This window comes from Acidobacteriota bacterium, assembly GCA_022562055.1.
In the GTDB taxonomy this organism is placed as follows: Bacteria; Actinomycetota; Acidimicrobiia; order Spongiisociales; family UBA5794; genus BMS3BBIN02.
On the sequence record JADFQA010000002.1, the window covers coordinates 97,948 to 120,000 of the forward strand.

General features: G+C 60.5%; 22 protein-coding genes. 9 read left to right on the plus strand and 13 right to left on the minus strand.

Annotated features, from left to right (window positions below; all coding sequences use genetic code 11):
- Positions 1-22 precede the first annotated feature (22 nt).
- From IIC71_01115 to IIC71_01135, 5 genes are read left to right on the plus strand one after another with little or no spacing between them, the layout of a single operon-like run.
- Positions 23-1,012 carry an ABC transporter permease gene (locus tag IIC71_01115; protein MCH7667793.1) on the plus strand — a complete coding sequence of 330 codons (990 nt, stop codon included), beginning with the start codon at positions 23-25 and terminating at the stop codon, positions 1,010-1,012.
- Positions 1,009-1,926 carry an ABC transporter permease gene (locus IIC71_01120; protein MCH7667794.1) on the plus strand — a complete coding sequence of 306 codons (918 nt, stop codon included), beginning with the start codon at positions 1,009-1,011 and terminating at the stop codon, positions 1,924-1,926. The genes IIC71_01115 and IIC71_01120 overlap by 4 nt, the downstream gene beginning before the upstream one ends.
- Before the next feature lie 7 nt (positions 1,927-1,933).
- Entirely contained in the window at positions 1,934-2,968 is a 1,035-nt protein-coding gene (locus IIC71_01125; GenBank protein MCH7667795.1) for an ABC transporter ATP-binding protein, read from the plus strand.
- Entirely contained in the window at positions 2,965-3,672 is a 708-nt protein-coding gene (locus tag IIC71_01130; GenBank protein ID MCH7667796.1) for an alpha/beta hydrolase, read from the plus strand. The genes IIC71_01125 and IIC71_01130 overlap by 4 nt, the downstream gene beginning before the upstream one ends.
- A gap of 2 nt (positions 3,673-3,674) precedes the next feature.
- Entirely contained in the window at positions 3,675-4,544 is an 870-nt protein-coding gene (locus IIC71_01135) for an amidohydrolase (protein MCH7667797.1), read from the plus strand.
- A gap of 515 nt (positions 4,545-5,059) precedes the next feature.
- Here the strand turns inward: IIC71_01135 and IIC71_01140 are convergent.
- The 4 genes from IIC71_01140 to IIC71_01155 are packed head-to-tail and all read right to left on the minus strand — an operon-like array spanning position 5,060 to position 8,955.
- On the minus strand, positions 5,060-6,217 hold the full coding sequence (locus tag IIC71_01140) for an aminotransferase class I/II-fold pyridoxal phosphate-dependent enzyme (GenBank protein MCH7667798.1): 1,158 nt from the start codon (positions 6,215-6,217) through the stop codon (positions 5,060-5,062).
- Positions 6,217-7,110, minus strand: coding sequence for an acetamidase/formamidase family protein (locus tag IIC71_01145; protein ID MCH7667799.1), 894 nt, complete (start codon positions 7,108-7,110; stop codon positions 6,217-6,219). Before IIC71_01145 ends, IIC71_01140 begins: the two co-directional genes overlap by 1 nt.
- A gap of 20 nt (positions 7,111-7,130) precedes the next feature.
- Positions 7,131-7,919 (minus strand): siderophore biosynthesis protein SbnG, encoded by a 789-nt coding sequence (locus IIC71_01150; protein ID MCH7667800.1) that lies wholly within the window; start codon positions 7,917-7,919, stop codon positions 7,131-7,133.
- A 1-nt stretch (position 7,920) separates the two neighbouring features.
- Positions 7,921-8,955, minus strand: a complete 1,035-nt coding sequence (locus IIC71_01155) for an ATP-binding cassette domain-containing protein (GenBank protein ID MCH7667801.1) — start codon at positions 8,953-8,955, stop codon at positions 7,921-7,923.
- A gap of 161 nt (positions 8,956-9,116) precedes the next feature.
- Here IIC71_01155 and IIC71_01160 point away from each other — a divergent pair, with 161 nt between their 5' ends.
- The 3 genes from IIC71_01160 to IIC71_01170 are packed head-to-tail and all read left to right on the plus strand — an operon-like array spanning position 9,117 to position 10,994.
- Complete coding sequence (locus IIC71_01160; GenBank protein ID MCH7667802.1) at positions 9,117-9,659, plus strand: pyridoxamine 5'-phosphate oxidase family protein; 543 nt, start codon at positions 9,117-9,119, stop codon at positions 9,657-9,659.
- A gap of 29 nt (positions 9,660-9,688) precedes the next feature.
- Positions 9,689-10,228: a pyridoxamine 5'-phosphate oxidase family protein gene (locus tag IIC71_01165; protein MCH7667803.1), complete on the plus strand. Its 540-nt coding sequence runs from the start codon at positions 9,689-9,691 to the stop codon at positions 10,226-10,228.
- Complete coding sequence (locus IIC71_01170; protein ID MCH7667804.1) at positions 10,197-10,994, plus strand: SDR family oxidoreductase; 798 nt, start codon at positions 10,197-10,199, stop codon at positions 10,992-10,994. The genes IIC71_01165 and IIC71_01170 overlap by 32 nt, the downstream gene beginning before the upstream one ends.
- Here the strand turns inward: IIC71_01170 and IIC71_01175 are convergent.
- The 3 genes from IIC71_01175 to IIC71_01185 all read right to left on the minus strand — a co-directional run bounded on the left by IIC71_01175 (position 10,943) and on the right by IIC71_01185 (position 14,904).
- Positions 10,943-11,818 carry an alpha/beta fold hydrolase gene (locus tag IIC71_01175; protein ID MCH7667805.1) on the minus strand — a complete coding sequence of 292 codons (876 nt, stop codon included), beginning with the start codon at positions 11,816-11,818 and terminating at the stop codon, positions 10,943-10,945. The two genes, IIC71_01170 and IIC71_01175, sit on opposite strands and share 52 nt — an antisense overlap.
- 273 nt (positions 11,819-12,091) lie before the next feature.
- Positions 12,092-13,105: an alcohol dehydrogenase catalytic domain-containing protein gene (locus IIC71_01180; GenBank protein MCH7667806.1), complete on the minus strand. Its 1,014-nt coding sequence runs from the start codon at positions 13,103-13,105 to the stop codon at positions 12,092-12,094.
- A 200-nt stretch (positions 13,106-13,305) separates the two neighbouring features.
- A complete protein-coding gene (locus tag IIC71_01185) occupies positions 13,306-14,904 on the minus strand; it encodes a D-aminoacylase (GenBank protein ID MCH7667807.1) in 1,599 nt (532 codons plus the stop codon).
- 139 nt (positions 14,905-15,043) lie between these two features.
- On the opposite strand from IIC71_01185, the gene IIC71_01190 reads away from it, so the two are divergent.
- Entirely contained in the window at positions 15,044-15,883 is an 840-nt protein-coding gene (locus IIC71_01190) for a fumarylacetoacetate hydrolase family protein (GenBank protein ID MCH7667808.1), read from the plus strand.
- 32 nt (positions 15,884-15,915) lie between these two features.
- Here IIC71_01190 and IIC71_01195 read toward each other — a convergent pair whose 3' ends face one another.
- The 6 genes from IIC71_01195 to IIC71_01220 form a co-directional block, all read right to left on the minus strand.
- Positions 15,916-16,764: an alpha/beta fold hydrolase gene (locus IIC71_01195; protein MCH7667809.1), complete on the minus strand. Its 849-nt coding sequence runs from the start codon at positions 16,762-16,764 to the stop codon at positions 15,916-15,918.
- 324 nt (positions 16,765-17,088) lie between these two features.
- Positions 17,089-17,769, minus strand: a complete 681-nt coding sequence (locus tag IIC71_01200; protein ID MCH7667810.1) for a GntR family transcriptional regulator — start codon at positions 17,767-17,769, stop codon at positions 17,089-17,091.
- Between the two features lie 165 nt (positions 17,770-17,934).
- The gene (locus IIC71_01205; protein ID MCH7667811.1) at positions 17,935-18,684 is read right to left on the minus strand and encodes an MBL fold metallo-hydrolase; all 750 of its coding nucleotides are present in this window, start codon (positions 18,682-18,684) and stop codon (positions 17,935-17,937) included.
- 482 nt (positions 18,685-19,166) lie between these two features.
- On the minus strand, positions 19,167-20,486 hold the full coding sequence (locus tag IIC71_01210; protein MCH7667812.1) for an isochorismate synthase: 1,320 nt from the start codon (positions 20,484-20,486) through the stop codon (positions 19,167-19,169).
- 101 nt (positions 20,487-20,587) lie between these two features.
- Positions 20,588-21,454, minus strand: coding sequence for an alpha/beta hydrolase (locus IIC71_01215; protein ID MCH7667813.1), 867 nt, complete (start codon positions 21,452-21,454; stop codon positions 20,588-20,590).
- Positions 21,447-22,052 (minus strand): CBS domain-containing protein, encoded by a 606-nt coding sequence (locus IIC71_01220; GenBank protein ID MCH7667814.1) that lies wholly within the window; start codon positions 22,050-22,052, stop codon positions 21,447-21,449. The genes IIC71_01215 and IIC71_01220 overlap by 8 nt, the downstream gene beginning before the upstream one ends.
- Position 22,053: the final 1 nt, after the last annotated feature.

A 22,053-nucleotide genomic window follows, 5' to 3' on the forward strand; every position in this document is an offset into this window, starting at 1 on the left:
ACTTCCCGGCCGCGGTTTCTAAATGTCTGAGCGCAGGGTTGCTCAACGCTCAGCGAGAGGAGGATGCTCGTTGGTAGCCGAGGGAACGTCCACACACCTCGACGACTGGAACCGGCGGCTCGCAGAATACGAGGAGAGCCAGCACCTCGGCGGGCGGAGGCGGGTACTGTCGGCGATGCGCAGCAACAAGCTGCTCCTACTCGGCGGCACGCTCGGCCTCGTCGTACTCACTGCCGGCGTTCTTGGCCCGTGGATCTCTGGCGTCGACTACACGGCCCAAGACTTCCAAAACACCCATCTCCCGCCAGGGAGCGAAGGTCACATCCTCGGTACTGACGGTCTCGGACGGGACATCGCCGTCCGACTTTTCATGGGCCTCCGAGTCAGCCTCATCGTAGCTGCAGGTGTCACTGCGTTGGCTCTTGTCGCCGGAATCATGCTCGGGATGGCGAGTGGCTTCTTAGGCGGCTGGGTTGACCGTAGCATCCGCGGCGTCGTTGACTTCGTCTGGGGCTTTCCACTGATCCTCGTTGCAGTGCTCTTCGCCGGGGGCCTGGGAGAAGGGTTATTCCCGGTGATCCTGGCGGTGGGATTGGTCAACACCGCGGCGATCGCCCGCGTGGTGCGTGGCGAGGTGCTCGCGCTGTCCGAACAAGAGTTCATCGAAGCCGCCAACGCCGGCGGCCTTTCCACGTTCCGTATCATGTGGCGCCATCTTTTCCCGAACATCCTCGCCGCGGCTTTCGTCCTGGCCTCCTACTACGTCGCCGTCGCCATCATCGCCGAGGCCGCTCTCTCGTTCATCGGCCTCGGAGCGCAACCGCCAACTCCGAGCCTGGGCCAAATGGTCGCCGAGGGGCGGAACTTTCTCCGTCTCAATCACTGGGAATCGACCCTTCCCGGCATGACTATCGTCATCCTTGTGCTTTCAGCAAGCCTGATCGGCGATGGCCTCCGCGATGTCTTTGACCCACGACTCCGCCACGATGCCAACAGAATCGACGAAGAATGAAGCGGATTGCAGGTCGGACCGTCTACACGCTCATCGTGCTCATCCTGTCGTCCGTCGCGGTGTTCTACGCGATTCGGCTGTCCGGTGGCGACGCAACTTCAGCGCGACTCCCAGCCTCAGCCAGCGCTGAGGATCGTGAGAACTTCCGCGAGGTACTTGGACTCAACGACCCGGTCTACGAACAGTACTTCCGATACATGGGGCGTGTGCTGACAGGCGATCCTGGCAACTCGCTCACCAACAACGCTCGGATCAGCTCGATGCTTGCGGTCCACGGCAAGAACAGCCTGATTCTGGGTGCGGCTGCGTTCTTCCTCGTGTTCACGATCGGGATTCCGTTGGGAATTCTCGCATCGATACGACGCAACTCGTGGTGGGACGGTGGGATCATGACGTTCTCCGTGGCGGGCATGGCTGTGCCCAATTTCTGGCTCGCCCTCCTCGCGGTCTGGATGTTTGCCTCAGTCCTGGGCTGGTTCCCGTCGGCCGGCTGTTGTGGACCCAAGCATCTTGTTCTTCCTGCGACCGTGCTTGCCATGGAAGGCATCGCGCTCACTGTGCGTATGACCCGCTCAGCCATGCTTGAGACCCTCAACCAGGATTTCGTGCGCACGCTGCGCGCAGGGGGGCTATCGGAGATGCGTGTCGTCAGCAAGCATGTCCTCAGGAACGCACTGGTCCCAATTGTGTCGCTCGCTGGGTTGCGCATCGGACAGATTATCGGATATTCACTGGTCGTAGAGACGATTTTCGGGTGGCCGGGTATCGGCCAGGTTCTCGTTAATGCGGTGCTCCGGCGCGACTACCCCGTCGCCCAGTTCTTCTCGCTCATACTCATCACCATTGTCGTGTTGAGCAATTGGCTTGCCGACGTCGGCTACACGATCGTCAATCCCCGAATGAGAAAAACCTGATGAGACCATGACCCATATCGTCTCCACCGGAGAAGTTCCGCCAGCCACCACAAATGCTGACAATCGTCCGATCCTCGCGATTCGCGACTTAAGTACCTCCATTTCAACGGTCGGGCGCACGTTCGACATCGTACGCCGCGTGAATCTTGAACTGAGACAGCACGAGATCCTCTGCCTCATCGGAGAAAGCGGATGCGGTAAGACCATCACTGCCCTGTCGGTCATGCGCCTTCTTCCAACTCCGCCGGTCAAGGTTCGCGAGGGTCAAATCATCTACCGGGGCCATGACCTGCTCAGATTATCTGACAAGGCAATGCGCAAGATTCGGGCGAACAGTATCTCGATGATCTTCCAGGATCCGCTGACGTCGCTCGATCCGATGTTCACCGTCGGCTCCTTGCTGACAGAGGTCATCCGCTCCCATCGCGATGTCGACCGGGCGACCGCAACAGACATGAGTATCGCCATCCTGCACGAAGTAGGGTTCCCAGATCCCGCGCGTCGACTCTCGTCCTATGCGCACGAGCTCTCCGGTGGCATGCGCCAGCGGGTGGTCATCGCGCTTGCACTGGTGCTCAGCCCGGACGTCCTAATCGCCGATGAACCCACCGCTGCGCTCGACGTGACGGTCCAGGCCCAGATCCTCGACAAGCTCCTCAAGGAGCAACAGGAACGCAACATGTCGATACTGCTTATCACCCACGACCTTGCCGTCGTAGCCGCGGTCGGTGACCGGATGGCCGTGATGTACGCAGGCGAGATCGTGGAGCAAGGTCCGGTCGAAGAGCTATTCGAGGATCCGAAGCATCCGTACACTCAGGGTCTCCTGCGAGCACTTCCCCGCGCGAGCGTCAAGAAGGAGAATCTTATCCCGATTCCCGGCGTTGTGCCTCCGCCACAGATGATGCCCCCCGGTTGCCATTTCGCGCCGCGATGCCCGCACGCACTATCCCTGTGTTGGGAAGCACATCCCGAACTCGAAACGATTCACGGTCGCAGCTTCCGCTGCTTCAACCCTCAAGTCTTTGAGCCCTCCCGATGACACCGAGTCCTATTCCGATCGCCATAGGACTTCGTAATGGCGTGACGTTGCGGGGCCATGAATGGTCCGTCGACGGCCCCCCGGTCGTGTTCGTTCACGATCTTGGCCACGACCTGGATGCATGGGGCCAAACCACATCGACGGTAGCGCGCAGCGGGTTTCGCGTTATCAGCCTGGAGTTACGAGGACACGGGCTCTCCGACGGCGATCCTGATCCATCGGCGGCTCTGGAGGATCTGAGACTCATGCTCTCCGAAGTCGTTCCATCGTTCGGTCCAGTGGGGTTGGTGTCATACGGGTCGTCGTCGGAGGCTCTCCTCTCCCTCGACGGCGAAGACGGGGCCCCGGTGCAGGTGATCATCTCTCCCAAGCAGCTCGATCCCGACGGATTCGACCGGGCGGGGGCGAAGCGCGCCGTGCGCCTCGTCATCGGAGGATCGCTGGACGAGGAGGCTCAAGCATTCTTGGGGAAGACCTATCTCAACATGCTCGGCGAGAAGCTTTGGGTATCGGTAGCCACCGCTAAACATGGACCCGCCCTCCTGATCGATCAACCCAGCTCGCTCGAGCATCTGACGATATTTCTTCGTCGCTACCTCACCGGATATCATCTTTCGTGGATCAAGGAACACGACGGCCTAATACGCGCTGCGGCGGAATCTCGCGGTCCAGACAACGAGCCAGCAAGCCAGAAAGAGGAGTAGACATGGATGTTGTAGATGCTCATCTCCATCTCTTCAAGAGTGTCAGCGACGAGTACCCCCGTGACGTATTCGAGGGTATGACTCCTCCCGAGCGCGAGGAACGGGTTGAGGACTTTCTTGAGGCGATGGACGCTGCCGGCGTGGACCGAGCTATCGTGGTTCCGCTCTCGAAACATGACCGATACCTGGGTGATATCCTCCGGGCCGATCCCGGCAAATTCGTCGGGATCGGCGTCTTCGATGTCGAGGATAACGACCCGATTCCTCAAATCATCCGTCGCGCAGACTCGATCGGGATGCAAGGATTTCGGTTCTACGGTTTCAACGGACAGCCCGGCTCCGACCCGAGCTCACTTGCAGCCTTCCCGGCGCTGGAGGTGATGCAGGAAAGGGGTCTGAAAGTGTGGTTCTACGGGTCACCGGTCCAGGTCGCGTTGCTTGACGGCGTAATGGAGCTCCTTCCCGACCTTAAGGTGGTACTCAACCATCTCGGCTTCTGCCCTGACATGGAGATGGAACTCACAATCGACGAGGACCGCAGACCGCGGTTCACCATCCCCCTACCTCCCGACTCGCTTGAACTCATCGAGAAGGTCGCTGCTAAGCACTCGAACCTGTACATACATGTGGCAGGTCAGTACGCCTTCACCAATACACCGTACCCCTATCCGGACATCCAGGAAGTTGTGAGCCGGGTCTACGCTGCATTTGGCGCCGATCGCATGTTGATGGCATCGGACTGGCCGTGGATCCAGAGCAACCCTGGTTACGAGCAGGTAATCGCGCTCGTTGACCACTATTTGCCGAACCTATCAACTGACGAGCGCGACGCAGTACGAGGTGGGACGGCTATGTCGCTTTTCCACTTCTAGCCGGAAGTTGGGAGGTTCCTAGGTCTGGTTCGGTGTTGCCACACCGCCAACACATGGCGTTCGAGATTCATCGAAAATGAGTCCGGTTGATCGATAGTGGGGTTGTCACGGGGACCCTGTCGACGTGCGTGCACCTTCATAACGGAGTTTCCCGGTGGAGCCGTCCATGCGTGGACTCGACCACGGTGTCGCAGAGTCCCTAAGAAGATCCGCCGGATCCCCAAGACGCAGAGCACCCAATGTTCTCGGCCTCGCGACTTCCGTCGAGCGTCCTGAGTCGTAACTTCGATCTGATCGCCTGCACAACTCGGCCTCCGAGGCGAGGATGCATGGCCTTGGAAGAACAAGCAACGCCGACGCATCAATACCTGTGGTACGACGGGGGGTGCCGGCGAGCCAGGAGAGTCAATACTCGAACGCCGATGAGACCCTGGTCAGGAACGGTAAGCTGCAACACTAGTCGCGGCTCGCAAAAGATTCCGACCCTGTTAACAGGCCAGGGTTCAACGACTCGTTCAGTGGTCAGATCCCCACTCGACAACGGCGTCAGCCATGCGACCCACCCCCTCAAGTAGCTGATCGGTCGCGGTAGCGAGCGAGATGCGAACGAACGTTCCTGAGTTGGGGCCGAACGCGGTCCCTGGAACAACTGCGACTCCCTTGTCGCTCACCAGGCGCCGACAAAAGCCGATATCTGACATCCCGGAACCGCTGATGTCCGCCATCAGGTAAAACGCCCCATTTGGCCGAACATACGGCACCGTCTGCTTGTCAAGGAGGTTCATCACGAGGTCGCGCCGCTCGTGATAGGCAGCCCGCATGTCGTCCACGCAGGCCTGTGAACCCGTGATCGCCGCGATTGCCGCCTTCTGAGCAGGAGCATTGACGCACGAGGTAATGGGTTCCTGTGCCTTAACGATTGATGCAACGACCGTCGGCGGCGCCACGAGGTAACCGACCCGCCAGCCGGTCATCGCATACGTCTTCGACAGGCTGAAGAATGTAATGACCCGACCATCCGTGTCGAGCGGCGCCGCCGACGCAGGAGGGCCGTCGAACCACATCTCGTCGTACACCTCGTCGGAGAGCACCCATAAGTCGTGAGCACGAGCCAACTCCATGAGTTCACGGAGTACCTCCGGCGGCGTAATCGCTCCGGAAGGGTTCGCTGGCGAGTTGAGGATGATCGCCCTAGTACGTTCCGTAATCATTGACTCAATGTCAGCAGCTCGCGGCACCATGCCTTGCTCTGGATGCACAGGAAAGTGCACCGGGGTTATCCCCAAGAGCCGCATCATCAAGCTGTAGTTGGGCCAGCTGGGATCGCCGAGCAGTACTTCGGACCCGGGATCCACCAATGCAGCGAGGGAGCTGTAGATTCCAGCCACCGCACCCGGTGTCACGACAATCTGCTCACGCGCCACATCGATTCCATTCCGCCGCTGGACTTTCTCAGCCAGAACCTCCCGGAGCGGCTCAATTCCGGCATTTGGGGTGTATTTGGTGAACCCGACAGCGGCGGCGGCCGCTGCTGCCTCACAGATATGGTCCGGCGTTGGAAAGTTGGGTTCACCTACCTCAAGATGAATGGCGTCGGGAACGCTCCACGCTAGCTCCATGATTTCTCTGATACCGGATCGGGGAAGTGACTCGATAGCGGCGGACGTTCTCATTACTGCTCACTTTCCTGAACGAACCGTCGCTCAATCTTGGCCATGGCCGAGTACAAAGGGGGAACCACCTGCCCGATGCGCACAGTACCAACGGCGCCGAGCAGCCGATACGCATCCGGCAATGTGAAGCCATAGGCGAGGTTGATCCGGGATGCAAGATCGTCGTAGGCCGCCCTCACCAAGTCCTCGAGGTGGCCGGGTCCGGGCGCCACGCTTCCGAGCTCGGCGGCTGTGTTGATCTGCGGCAAGCCGCTGTAGGCGACCTCCTCAGGACTCCGTCTCCGGACGGTCATTTCGACATCGGCCTGGGACTCTATTGCAGACCTGTGAATCTCGGCATCACCCTGGGCAAGGTGAGCATCGCCGAGGGAGATCAGCGCACCGTCTACGTTGGCTCGGATGACAACCGTCGCCCCGGTTGTCACCTCCGGGAGATCCACATTGCCCATGATTTCCGCGCCCTGGAGGAAGGACTCGATCGGTTCGGCGGCGGGCGCAACCCCGAGGGTCCCGACGAATGGTCGATATGGAATCAACACAGGACCCCGGACAGTCGGAACTTCGACCTGGTCGCCCCTGCGGCGACAGATCACCGTCTCCGCTCTGAAATCAGGATGCAACGTCGGGGTCGTAGTCATGTAACCGAACCCGGAGACAGGTGCGCCATCGACGCCACCTATCTCGATCTCGACGCAGTCGCCAGCGCGCACACCTTCCACGTATATCGGTCCCGTAACCGGATTCACGCCACCAATACGCTCCAACGCCTCCTCAAGCGTCCGGTAAACAACCTCGGGTCCGGTGATTGTGCCGCAATGGGCATCCTCGGTCTCGACGATGAAGGTCTCACCCTGACAGACGATCAGCGCGGGTTCCGCGCCGGGATCGAACACGAAGCTGGTTCGTTCGCGGCCTAGTCGCTTGATCGCTTCACCTCCCGGACGAAGTCCTGCATTGCGCGGCCGAAGATCCCAACGTCACCGGTCGCGATGAACCGAGCCCCGCGCCCCACGTAGTCCTTGGCAAGTTCGACAGTCGGAGTCGGAAGCCCAAAGGCGACGCCGCTTGCCACACACGCTTGAATAACACGCTCGGCATGCTCCACAAGGCGGGGGTGGTACCAGTCGCCAGGAACGCCAAGATCTACAGAGAGATCGGAGAGGCCGAGGAAGACGCAGTCGAGACCCTCGACGGCGGCGATCTCTTCAACGTTTGACACGGCGACCGCCGATTCGACTTGGACCGAGACGAAAACACTGCTGTTGGCTGCGACAACGTACTCATCAAGCGGAATACGGAGGCCATAACCTGATCTGCGGTTGCTCGCCGTCCCCCTAGTCCCGCCCGGTGGGTACTGGGTTGCCGCGACGACAGACCGAGTCACGATTGCTGTCTCGACCTGTGGGATCATCACGCCGTGGGCGCCAGCGTCGAGAGCACGCGTGATGAGATCTCGCGACCAGGTCGATACTCGCAGCAGCGGGACCGTGCCGGCAGATTCGGCCGCAATAACCATCGCGGCCGCCCGCTCCCATGTCACCGGAGCATGTTCCATATCAATGATGACGAAATCGCATCCCGCGTGGGCGCATGCCTCGGCCACCTCGACCGACGACATGCGAACGAAAGAGCCAACGGCGGTTTCCCCGTTCAGAAGCGTGTCCTTTAGAGGATTGCCGTCACGAAGGTCGTTCCACCCCATGTCAGAGAACCTGCTTGGCTTCCGGGAAATGGCACGCGACGTAATGCCCCGGTAACAGCTCGCGCAGCGGGGGCTCCTGCGTCTTGCAGATCTCCTTGTCCTTACCGACCGAGCACCTTGTGTGAAAACGGCACCCCGTCGGTGGATTCAGCGCACTCGGCACATCGCCTTCGAGCAGAATGCGCGAGCGCTGTCTCTCGAGTTTCGGATCGGGCACGGGAACCGCGGAAAGCAACGCGTGGGTGTACGGATGCATCGGCTTCGAGAACAGCGCGTCCGTCGTGGTCGCCTCGACGATCTTGCCCAAGTACATGACTGCTGTCTCGTCACAGATGTGCCGCACCACCGCGAGGTCGTGTGCGATAAAGAGGTAGGTGAGGCCGAGGTTCTGCTGCAATTCCTCCAGAAGATTCAGGATCTGCGCCTGAATGGACACATCGAGGGCAGAAACGGGTTCGTCGAGAATAAGAAAATCCGGACGCAGCACGAGCGCCCTGGCAATTCCGATCCGTTGGCGCTGCCCACCGGAAAACTCGTGGGGGTATCGCTCCGCAGCCTTCGGACTCATGCCGACAAGCTGCAGGAGATCTCCGGTGCGGGTAACTCGATCATCACGGCTCATGTCGGTGTGTACGATGAGAAGCTCGCCGATTGAACTACCCACCGTCATCCTGGGGTCGAGGGACGCATATGGATCTTGGAAGACGATTTGCATGCGGCGCCGCAGAGTGCGGAGCTGCTTCTTGTCGGCGGCGACGATGTCGATCGTTGCGTACCCCCCGTCCTCGAGAGTCTGCCGGAGGAAGATATCACCGGACGTTGGCTCAATCAGCCGGAGTATGCAACGGGCAGTCGTGGACTTGCCGCAACCCGACTCGCCGACGAGACCCATCGTCCTACCGAAAGCAATATCGAACGACACACCGGCGACGGCAGAAACTTCACCCGTGTCGCGGGCGAGGAAACCGCCACCAAAATGAAAGGTCTTGACCAGATCCTTAACGGAGAGAGCGCTCTCCCCGCTCCGCCCACCGATCCCTTCTGGAGCCCTGTCATCATCCACATTCACTCCCACTTCGTCGGCAGACATCGGCGAGACTGATCCTTTGGAGTCCCACAACGGCAAGTGTATATTATACTATAATGGTGTCGTTGGTCGATCATCTCGAACGGCCGTGATCGAAGAGGAACCTCAACGTGGCCAAGGATTGGCGGGGAAAAATTGGTGGGATGGACGAGGAGCGCATGAGTCTCTACCTCTCCGGTAGCACACTGGCACGGGTTGCCATGACCGATGACGGGGGCCGACCCTACGTGATGCCTCTTTGGTACCACTGGGATGGCAACGCTTTCTGGTTCGTAATCCGGGAACGCTCCGCCATTGCTCGTTTCATGAGGGATCGACCGGACGTTAGCATCGTAGTCGACGACATGGGAAGGGTCGACGATCCCGAACGCGGCCGTCACTTCGAGGCGCCCAAGGTGTTTGCGCAGGGAACCGCCGAGATCGTCGAAGAACCTAACATAGGTGGGCAGTGGGTCGCCGTCGCCGAGGAGATGGCAAAGCGGTATCTTGGACCAAATGGCCCCGCGTATATCAAACCGACGATTCAGCAACCTCGCTGGCTGATCAAGGTGACGCCAGACAATGTGAAGACGTGGGAGGGCCTTGGCTGGGCGAAGAAGTATTGGGTCGAGAGCGACACAAGCGTGAGTCACCAGGACGCGCACGCCTCTTAACCCCAGAACGACATAGCAAAGGATCAACCATGGCGAAGGACTTCCGCGGAACGCTCGGCGGATTGGATGCGGAACTACTTGAGACGTTCCTCGGCCACAACGCCCTTGCCCGTCTCGCATGCCTGAAGCCGGACGGTTCGCCGTACGTCGTACCGGTGTGGTACCACTGGGATGGCGAAGCTCTGTGGTTCGTCGGCCGCCAGCGCTCGGCATGGTGCAAATATATCCAGAATGATGGCCGTGTTTCCGTTGTCATAGACTCCGAGCACAGCCCTCCAGACGAATCGGGACAGCGTACCGAGATCCCTAAAGTGATGATGGAGGGGATCGCCGAGATCATCGAGGAACCCAATGTCGGTGGCAAGTGGGTGCAGATCGCCGAGAAGATGTCGTACCGCTACCTTGGCCCCAACGGCCCTGAGTACCTCACCGGCACCATAAACCAGCCTCGGTGGCTCATCAAGATGACCCCGTCGAAGGTGAAGACATGGCAGGGGGTCGGATGGGCCCGCCGCTATTGGGTCGAAGGTCAAGGTGGTGCCACGTACGAGGAGGCCCACGGCGAATAACCCTCTCGATCTCTTCCGACTCGACGGTCGGGTTGCTCTCGTGACGGGCGGTTCGCGGGGGCTTGGCGCTGCCATCGGTGAGGCATTGTCCTGGGCCGGTGCATCCGTGGCGTTGACGAGCCGTTCGGCGTCCGAGGTGTCATCCCGAGCCCGGAAAATCGCGGCGGTCACCCGTGGCCGCGTCGTAGGCATCGAGGCAGACGTCTCGGATGAGTCCGCAGTCGACCATGCCATCGAGAGCACGGTCGAACAGCTGGGCGGACTCGACATCCTTGTCAACAACGCCGGGATCAACGTTCGTGGATCCATCGCCGAGTTGAACCGTGAAGATTTTGATCGGTCGCTGGCAGTTAACGTCACGGGTCCCTGGATGATGTGTCGCGCTGCCGCACCTCATTTGAGATCGTCGAGCCATGCCCGAGTCATCAACATCTCATCAACGTTCGGCCTGGTCGCAGCGGCGAATAGGACCGCCTACACAACGTCAAAGGGTGCCACCATCCAGCTCACGCGGGCGCTAGCACTGGAGTGGGCAGACGACGGGATTATGGTCAACGCGATTGCTCCCGGCCCATTCCTCACCGAGATGAACATCCCATTCCAGAACACCGAACACGCCATCTCTATCATCTCCGAGGAAGTCGCCCTCAAACGCTGGGGGAAACTGCACGAGGTCCAGGGTGCGGCACTCTTGCTTGCGTCCGATGCTTCGAGCTACATGACGGGATCAGTCTTGGTCGTCGACGGCGGTTGGACAGCCCACTGAGTACTTGTGGCCTGCCGCTTCAGCCAGGCCAGAGTGAAAGTATTCCAGTCTTCCGTCATCTCGATGAATGCGATATGGCTCGACGCCGATCCTGTGAACACCTGTATCGTCGAACCCGGGATACGACGCTGGACCTCCAGGCCATAGCGGGTCGGCACCTGCCAGTCGAGTTCACCGGACGTGATAAGCGTCGGCACACAGATCTGATGGAGGCGGTCCAGGGCATCGTGGGTCTGATCGGCGTGGAAGTGTCCCATCATCCCGTGCTTCGACGGCGGGTGCGGATTCTCCAGGATAAAGGCGCGTTCGAATGCCTCCGCTTCCTCCGATTGCTCGTTGATGAACTGCGGACTTGCTAACCACAACAGCGCCGTGCGTATGTACGCGGCGAAGTCGCCGAGCGACACCGGAAGTGCGTTGGTGTCGATCATGCGATTGAACCACTCATCGGAGCGGCCCCATGTACCGTGGAGCTGCAGAGTTGCCACCTTGTCGGGGTAGTTGATAGCCAGCTCCTGTGCCGTCGCACTGCCCAGCGATAGCCCAGAGACGTGGGCTCTTGCGATGCCAAGATAGTCAAGCAGTGCAGCCGCGTCGTCCGCGAGAATCCGCATCGAGTAATCCTCGACCGCTTCGGGATGCGTCGACCGCCCGGTTCCGCGAGCATCGTAGGTGACCACCATGAAGTCGCCTTTGTACGCCTCCACTTGTGCCTCCCAAGTGGAATGGTCGGCGCCCGTGCCCATAATCAAGAGCAACGGATCTCCGGTCCCCGCGACTTGGTAATACATGTCGATGCCCGTAGGCAGGATCGTGATCGGCATCAGTAGGGTCCTTCCCGGAACCTCGGCGCAATCGTCTCGGTCGATGCCACAATCATAACGCTTCCCAACAGCGCTGACGGTGTCAATATCGAGCCGGAGATGAGGATCGCAAAGACCCAGGGCCAAGACGCAGCCCTGAGAGCTGTGACACCCTAGTCGCCGCGAACGGTGGTCCTGGAATACAAGACATTGCAAAGGTTATTGGACAGAGCGCGACAACGCGGGTCGACGGAGGATACTGCGGAGACCGGATGTCGACACGGGATTCGACCTTCACGGGGCCGTCGCTCCAGTACTGATCATGATCTTGACATCTCGACGGGCTCCGCTCGCCAAGGCCTCGAATGTGGTACCGATATCCTCGAACGGTTCCTGACTCCCGATGAGCACCCCCAGGTCGAGCCGCCCTGCTGCGATGTGACTGACGGCGTCGCGAAACACCTCGTGCGTGTAGCAGAAGGAACCGACGATCTGGCGCTCCGAAACGACGATGTCGAAGAGCGGTACGGTAACTTCGGGCGTTCCGAGACCCACGAAGCAGACGGTGGCGCCCTTACCTACAGCCCTGATGGCTGCCGCCGCCGTCGCCGAGATACCTACCGCGTCTATGGCGATGTCGAAGTGACTTAGGTTCTCCACGTCCTCCGGAGCGACGGTGCGGAAACCAGCGGCGGTTGCCACCTCCCGACGCTCTGCCATCGCATCGGACACGACGACCTCTGTGGCGCCGTCGAGGCGCGCCGCTTGCGCGACACACTGACCGATCATACCTCCACCGATCACCAGTACAGAGGCGCCGGCCGCGACTCCCGCGCGGCGGGACGTCTGGAGCGCGACTGCCATGGGTTCGATACCTGCGCCCCACTCGGTTGACATCTCGCCGAGCCGTACGGCTCGGACCGCTTGAACTACGATGGCGTCGGCGAACGCGCCCTGGATTTCCGGTGTGACCCCGATCACCCGTAACCGGGCGCACTGGTTCTCGACATCATGACCGCAACTCCCATCACAGGGGAGGGCAGGATTGAACGTCACCGCATCGCCCACTGCCAGACCCGATACCGCAGAACCCATGGCTTCGATCCAGCCGCTGGCCTCGTGACCCATAACCATTCCAGGGACTCGTCTGCCGGACTCTCCCGTGTAGCCATGGAGGTCGGATCCACAGATGCCGATGTGTGCGATACGAATCCGAACGTCGTCAGGACCCGGCTCTGGCCTGGACCGGGTCTCAATGTGCGAGGCGTGCGGACCGTCATAGACCCAAACTCGCATTGTATCGTTCATCTGACCCCCTCGACGCAGACCGGGCGGTTCAGAACGCATCGGTTGGCGGCTTGTTCGTGGGTAGATTCAACGCGCAGGACTATAGCTTCGTCGCACACGCGACCGACGAGTGGGCGGTCGATCGCGGTCGCGATCACCACAGCGCACCCATTTCGATCGCCTTCACGCCGCTTTGCCTCTCGTTTGTTGTCTGCAGATAGTCATGACCGGGTGTGTAGGAAGCGGCCGGGTCGAGCACCCGTGTCCTGTTCATCAAGGATCACCGCAACGCCGTTGACGACGACATGGCGAACATGCGAAGGCGCCGCTAGCGGCTCAGCATAGGTTGCGTTGTCCATGATCAGGTCGGGGTCGAAAACCACAGCATCACCGGCGGACCCGGGTCGCAAATATCCGCGGCCTCTGAGCCCGAACCGGCCTGCCGCAAGCGATGTCATCTTGCGAATTGCCTCCCCTAAACTCAAGAGCCCGTCATCTCGGACATACCGACCGAGGACCCGTGCAAATGACCCGGCCCACCGAGGATGAGGTTTACCGGGAATTGGAATGCCGTCGGAACCGATCATCGCGTGGGGCCACACCAGACACGTTTCCATGTCATCGGAGGCTGCCATCTCGACGATGACCGTGACCGCTCCCCCGTCGTCGATGAGAAGATCGCAGACGGTGTCAATCTCGTCGAGTCCTCCATGGGCGGCGACAGCGGCCACTGTCGAACCTTCGACCTCCGGACGGGTGGACGAAGAGGCGATGGTGACATCCGCCCACGAACCGCCTGCAAGAAAGTTCTGCCAGGATGCCGGCGGATCAGCGAACTCCGAGCGGATCCTTTCGCGGACTGCTGGCTGGCGGATCCGATCGATCGTCCGTACGATTCCACCCTCGGTCGCCCAAGGAGGAAGCAATGCCGCAAGCACCGTGCTCCCCGCGGTGTAGGGATAGATGTCAGCTGTAACATCAAAACCTGCGCTACGGGCCTCTTCGAGAAGGGCTATCAGCTCCGGGAGTTTCCCGTGGTTCCTCCGACCTCCGGCCTTGAGATGCGATATATGTACCGCCGCGCCCGCGGTGGCACCGATGGCGAGCGCCTCCTCCACCGCAGCGACAACTTCGTCCATCTCGTTTCTGATATGCGAGACGTAGGGACGCCCGTAGCGGGCAGCGACCGCTGCCAGCGCGACGATTTCGTCCGTCGAGGCATACGACCCCGGGGGGTACAGCAAGCCGGTCGAAAGGCCTGCACACCCGCCCTCAAACGCAGTATCTGTAAGGGCGACCATCTGGCTTACCTCTTCAGCAGTCGCAGGGCGATGGTCGAACCCGACGACGGCAGCTCGTAGGGTGCCTTGTCCCACCAGCGATACAAGGTTTGCCGCCATCGGCATATTTCTCAACGCACTCGCATAGTCTGCGAACGAGACGGCGGTGCGCATTCCTGCCCCGAAGAGCGGTTCAAGGTGGCGGGCCACAGCCATACCCGCCTCGCCAGCCGGCGCCGGGAAGAGACTGAATCCACAATTACCGACGACCTCTGTGGTGACACCCTGGCGCACGCTCCCAAGACGGAGATCGTCGTGCTCGCTGCCCAGAAACGGCAAAACGTCCGAATGCGTATGTGTATCAATGAACCCGGGAGCCACGATGAGTCCTGAGGCGTCAAGCACATCACCGGTCGCCCTCACCCCCGTCGGCCCGACCGACACAACAACACCGTCGACAATGTGAACGTCGGCTTCAACAATCTCTGCAGCGGAACCATCAGCCACGAGACCGCCCCGGATAACAAGGCTGAAGGTCATGGCGCTCGCGACTGCAGATCGCGAAGCACTGGTCGGCCCGACATCCGCCGCTTCCACCCTTCAGAATAGGGAATCGCTGAGTTCAGATGATAATATACAATTACCTGGCGACCAAGAAGACCAAGAAGGTGAGGAACAGATGCGGATCACCCGATTCGAACGTTCCGGCACGATCGAATGGGGCTTCGTCGACGGCTCGACGGTGTTCCCAGCACGAGCCGGGTCCGGCTCAATCCTCGATGCGCTGAGTCGGCCACCCGCGAACCTCGCGGACCTCCGTGACAGAGCCCGCTACCCCATCGGACTCGAAGACGTGAGGCTACTCGCACCCATTCCAAATCCGCCACAGTTCATCGGAGTGGGTCTCAACTACAAGGACCACGCTGCGGAATCAGGTCTCACCCTTCCAGAATCGCCCGTGACGTTTGGGTTCCTCCCGAGCGCCGTAACCAATCCCGGTGACCCAATCGAAATACCAACCTTCACCGATGAGGTCGACTGGGAGGTCGAACTCGGTATCGTCATCGGGACCGGCGGGCGTGACATCCCCCGAAGCGAGGCTATTGATCGGGTCGCTGGATACGTTCTCATCAACGACGTTTCCGCGCGAGACATCCAGATGGCGGACGGCCAGTGGAGTCGAGCGAAGTCCTTCGACACGTTCAAACCTATGGGTCCATGGATAACGACTACGGACGAGCTCGGCGCAGCGGACAATCTCGCGATCAAGCTTTGGGTGAACGGCGAGTTAAAACAGTCCTCGGTGACGAATCAGCTCATTTTCGATGTCGCCTACCTGGTGAGCTTTCTGAGCCGATCGATCACGCTGCAGACAGGTGCAGTAATCAGTACGGGAACGCCCGCTGGCGTCGGGTTCGCCCGTGATCCTCAGGAGTACCTACGGCCCGGAGACTCCGTGAGAATGGAAATCGAGGGAATCGGGCACATGACCAACCCGGTAATCGCAGCGGCTTCATAGCCGTCGCACAATAACCCTACAATCCCACTTCCTCAGCCGGACGGCGTCGCGTCGACGCGTCGTAGGAAGGGAACAATGGCGGCGATACACTCGTCCGGGTGCTCCATCAGGTTGCCGTGAGCGCTTCTCGCGAGTTCCACATACTCCTTGAACGGGACGCCGGTCAACCCCTCGAAGATGAACCGTGCTCCCGCCCCTTTCGGCCCCTGTACTGGGGGTGTGAGCATGTCCACGCCGCCCGCGATGATCAACGTGGGCGCGCGAACATCAGCCAAATCGCCGGTCACGTCCACGGTGATCAACGCATCGCATGCATCGCAGAAAACTTTTGGCGACACAAAGCGCCCGGCGAGATCGGCGATGGCGTCGATCAGAGTCTCTCCCCCATCCGGGCCGTCGAAAAAGTCCCGACTGACGGCCTTCGAGGCGAGCTCGCAAGCGAGTTCTCGGCTGTCCGTGCCATAAGCCCGGGCGAGGCTCTTCCACACTTCGTACTGGGCGACCGCCATAGAGTCCGACTTAGCAGCGCATCCGCTTAGGACCAGACCGCGTACCCGCTGTGGGTATCGTGCAGCAAAGTAGAGAGCAAGGGTGCTCCCCATCGAACCGCCGTGCAGATGCGTAGCCTCGACATCGAGGGCATCGAGTAGTCCTACCATGTCGTCCGCCCAGACCTCGAAGGTGTAACGCTGGTCCGGCTTGTCACTCGAGCCGTACCCTCGCGGGTCATAGTCAAGTACGCGATAGTGCTTTGCCATTGCGGGGGTAACGGACCCGTATCCCTCGTGACCCGATACGGCGCCGGGCACCTGAAACAGCCACGGGCCCTCACCGTTGATTTCGTAGTAAAGGCTCACGCCGTTGACCTGGGCGGTGGCCATGAGTTCCCTCCTCAGCGGGTACCGGTGCCGGAACCTACGATATCAACTCGAAAGCACGATATCGAATACGTCGAGGAGTCACGCGGCCGGAGCACACGGATGCGCACCGAGAGAGGCCGCCAAAAAGCTACTCTCGAAAACGATCTCCCGATGTCATGAAACGGGAGGACATGGCGTTCGAGGCGTCATACCGCGTGACACCTGCCTGGCGCCAGGCTCGAAAGCTTCGAAGGCGGCGGTCGCCACATAGGGCAGGATGATGAGTCGATCAGGGTTTTCTTCGATTTTCCCGAGTCGCGAAGAAGCCACCGCGGTGTTGGCGGATTACTTCTCGGCGGTCCGCAGGACCGTGCCGATACTGTACGCTTCTTCGACCAATCGAGCGGTGGACTCCAAATGCGTCTGTAATGACCTAGCGGCGCCCTCGTTGTCTCCCTTCTCGAGTGCGCGAAGCACCCGCAGGTGCTCAGCATCGGCCCCATCGTGCCGGAAGGGTATCGAGAGCCGCTGGTACCGCTCCGTGTGGTTCCACAGGATGTCGATCAAATAGGACAGCCACGGCGAAGTCGTTTGCGCGTAGAGTCCGAAATGGAATTGGCGATGAAGTCGCAGCATCGTGTCGAAATCAGCCGCTTCGTGCGCGGCCTTCATCGCCGCAAGCGTCTGTCTGAGTTCAGCGGCAGCGTCCCCGCTCAACGGCCGAGCAGAGCGCAGTGCGGCAGTCTCGAGCAGAATCCTCGTTGCGTAAAGATCCCTCATGTCTTCGACCGATAGGTCCGCGACCCTCGACCCTTTGTTCGCAACGGAAACAACGAGTCGCTCAGCCTCGAGGATCCGCAGCGCCTCACGGACCGGGATCAGGCTGACACCAGCCTCGCCTGCAAGCTTTTGAAGGCGAAGACGCGCTCCAGGCTCGTACTCCCCGCTGAGGATTCGTTCTCTCGTGATTGTGACCACACGGTCGACGAGACTGACGTCGGACCCGTCCGTTCTATCCGTTGTCATTCGCTCGTTACCCCTCGTACTCATCCTATGGCTGTGTCGACGGCGAAACTCTCGTCGCCGGTGTCTCGCTACGCCGCATAGGCTCGCAATGAGCGCCAGCCGGCAGGGATACTAGCGCTCACCCGCTGAACCAATCCGCGATCCCGCATTGTACACGCTTCGAACTCAAACGATGCTCTTTGGGATGGCGAGCTTATCGATCTCAGCCTGCGCCATCCGCGGATGCATGCTTCCTCCGCTGACAGTGATGGCGCCGTGACCCGGGAAGAAGGCTTCGAACTCCAGTACAGCGAGCCGACCGATCGACGCGTGCGACGCCTGGAGGTCACAGTCAGGCACCGCTTGCAGGAGGATGCGTCCCGCCCAGAACACCGCATCGCCCGCGAAGAGGGCATCGTGACCGACACCGGAGAGGAGATAGGAGCCGTGGCCGGCACAGTGACCAGGGGTAGCGATGAATTGAATGCGAGCGTCACCAACCCGCAGCTCGTCGCCGTCGACCAACTGTTCGTCGACCGGCGTCGGTATCATGGTGGCGTCTCGCGGAAACACTCCGGCGTCTCGAGCAGCGGCGAGTCCGCTGGCATCCTCGTCGCCCGCCTCGATGACCGCAGCAGCATCAACAGAGATCGCGATCCGAGCGTCAAAGCGCTCCCGGGCGAGATGCACCCCGCCCGCGTGGTCAGCGTGGTAGTGCGTAACAAAGACGGTGGAGATATCCCTCGGATCGAAACCGGCAGCGGCGATATTCGCCTCAAGTTCCGCAAAAGAGCCGGAGAGTCCGAGGCCACAGTCGATAAGCGCGATCTCCGAGCCGCCATCCACAAGATACACATGCGAATCAGGCGCAGAAGTCAACCCGAACCCAGAGAACGGTCCTCCTCCAACAAGATGCACGGTGTCTGTAAGTCTCATGGCATCTTCGCTCCTAGTGTCGTTCCTCAGTCACATTACCGATCGTCTCCGAACCAATCCACTCACCACTGTGACGGGCTAGTGCGTTCGAACTTTTGATCGTCACGACAGGCAGTGCGGCAGCCGTGTTCGCGTTTGCAGCACGCGCGATCTTTGAACGATTCTCGTGAGCGGGCACTTGGCGCTATACGCCAGGAGAACCGAACACACGCCCCGCGGCCTGGCTCATAGCGACATGAAGACCGTCGGATAATCTATCGTCTCGTCGACGCCATTCAGCAAGTCGTAAACACATCACCGCTGCTGCACTGGCAGGAGATCCAACCAGGCACCGAGCCGGCCGTTCTGGACGCTTCCGGCGATTCCGCCTGCCCGGCAGCGTAGCCTGGCGGCGTATCGGCGATCGACCGTCTGGGCATTCCTACCACCACATACATGTCCGCGGCTGCCGACTGCCATGGATGGGTCGGTCCGGGCAGCGCTTATGTAGCGGACAGAAGGTTCAGCAGGGGGCGCAGTTTGAGACGAGTCTCGAGAAGTTCGGCCTCAGCGTTTGAGCCGGCAACAATACCGGTCCCCGCATATACATGAGCCTCGTTGCCCCGAACCAGGGCGCACCGTAAACCCAGAGCGACACTTCCGTCGCCGCTCGTGTCGACCCAGCCGATTCCACCCGAATACCAGCCGCGGTCGAGTTGTTCGATTTTGTCGATCAGGACCTGCGCCTGCTGGCGCGGTGAACCACCGACGGCCGGTGTCGGGTAGATCGATGCGATGACGTCGTGAAGCGACACCCCGCTGCGCAACGTCCCGGTAATTCTCGTCGAGAGGTGTTGCACAGCAGCGGTTCTGAGCAGCGAAGGCTCCGTGGGAATCGTTAGGTTCTCGGTCAGCCCGTCGAGACGTTCAGCGACGTCATCCACGACGAAGGCGTGCTCGGATCGGTTCTTCGATGATGCCATCAGTTCGTCGCCGATCGCTTGGTCGGACTGGTCACTCGATCCGCGCCGAGCAGAACCTGCGAGAGGGTTCGATACAACCTGCCTGCCGTCCTTTGCTAACAGCAACTCCGGCGTGGCACCAAGGAACACGGCATCACCAACCTGCCAGCCGAAAACATAACAACCGACATGTACCGCACCGAGATGATGCACAAGGTCGAACGGAGGGATGGGCGCCTCGGACTTCACGACAACCGACCTGCTAAGCACCACTTTGTGGACGACTCCTGCGCGGATCGCATCGACCGCGTCTTCAACCTCTTGCTGCCACGCCAGCGTCGACGGATGTGCTTCAACCGTGTGATCACCGGGCTGCGGCGGCCGCGGACGTTCAGGTTCGACCAAACTCGCCAGGGTCGAGAGCGCAAGTTCTGATGTTTGACCGGCGGCTACCGAAACGCGCAACACCCGTTCGCCCTCTACGGATTCCACTATCGACAGCAACGGCACACATGCTTCGGCAGCCAGAAAGGAGTCCCACTGACTCTCACGCGGGCCGTCGTCGGAGAACGAAAATCCCATCGCTGCCCGAACCCCCGAGGGCAGCCCGGCGGATCCCAATGTTGCACCGAGGAGCGAGAAGCGTTCGGTGCCACTTGCGGCGCCGTGCCAGACACTCCCCAGCCCCCCAAACGTCGTCCCGGCCGGCTCGGAGTAGAAGAACGCTCGCTGGAATAGATGGGCACCGGACCGTACGAGCGTGAGGGGATGCAGCGAGGTCGGCACAACGGCCGTCCGAATTGTTGATGGGTCGCCTGAGAGACCCTCCCTGAGGACGCGTATGTCGTGCGATGAAATCATTGCGGCGCGCCATGATAATGAGCGCCAACCACGACAAAGTGGCGCGACGCAGCAACCCTGTCAATAGCGCACATTGGCCAGTCTGAGCACACCCTGATGTGCTATAAACCCGCGGTGTCGCCAAGTTGGCGAATGACAACATCGGCCATGACGCCAGGATCCTCCATTGGGACGAGATGGCCGAGTCCCATGAGGATCTCGCTTGTTGCGTTCAGCCTCTGTCTTTGGATCTCGATGAAATCGGCAGAGTGCGAGTCAGACAACTCGCCTGCCACAACGTGCGTCTGCGCAGTAACCTCACCCATGCGATCCCAACCGCCATGAAGGGTCGCAGATGAGTAAAACTCGGCCTCGTGGCGGGAGTCGCACGCAAGCCGTACAGATCCGTCGGGATGGTCAACGAATCCTGCCTTCATGTACTCCTCAAAAACACGTTCGTCCCATCCGGCAAACGTGCCTCGGCCGTGGAAGTTGGCGTACACGGCGGCAGGGGAATCGAATCTTGTCTTGCGACGACGGGTGCCTCGCACCAACGGATGATCGTCGATCGACACGTACGGCGGCGGGAAGACGATAGGTTCGACAAGAACCAGACGGTGGGTTAGGCGGGGGTCAATCAAAGCCCCGAGCATCGCCGCACCTGCACCGGAACTGTGGCCGACGACCATGTCGAACGGCTCACCGTCGGCTAGTTGCACGATGTCCTTCCCGTTCTGCCACCAGTCGACGGCCACGTCCCAGTTTCGAGTTGAAGCACCGTGACCCATCTGGTCAAGAGCGGTCGCAGAAAACTCCAGACCACGTTCGGCGAGTTCGTCCACCGTTGGCCGCCACACCTCCTTGCAAAACCCGGTGGCGTGGACGAACAGCAGCCTGAGGGTGTGACGGGGAGTTTCCCATCGCAGCCAAGCAATGGTGTGACCGACCGAGACCTCAAACGACCCGTTCGTTTGGGTCAAATCAGACACTACGCAGCGGCCACGACAGCTCTGAGACAACCTTGAGGACCCCGTCAAGTCGGCGGGCCATCTCAGCCAGCATCCTGGCCTCGGCCTCTGTCACCATGGCGCCGCGCAGGTAGACGACACCCTCTCTCACAGTGACATCGAGTTTGCTCGGCTCGAGTCCGAGTACGCGGCGAACAATGTCCTCGCGGATCTCATCCTCGATAACTTCATCGGGCCGGGTGAATGCATTGACGACGTCCATCCGCGAGATTATGCCGACCAAGCGATCCGAGTCGTCCACGACAGGCAGCCGCTTGACCTCGCGCACGACCATGACCTTCGCAGCTTCGACAAGGGGGGTGTTTGGCCCGATCGTTTCCACCGCCCGCGTCATGATGTCGCCGACAGACTCCACGGCAGCCGGGTTATCCGACTCGAATCGACTTAGTTCGAGGCGAAGAAAATCAGCCTCGGTGATGATGCCAACCAACAAGCCGTCATCGTCGGTTACCGGAAGACCACTGACTTGCGAACGGAACATCTCTCGCGCGGCGTCACGCAACGACGTATCCGGGGTCACTGTGGAGACACCGGTGGTCATAAGATCGACAACGTTCATG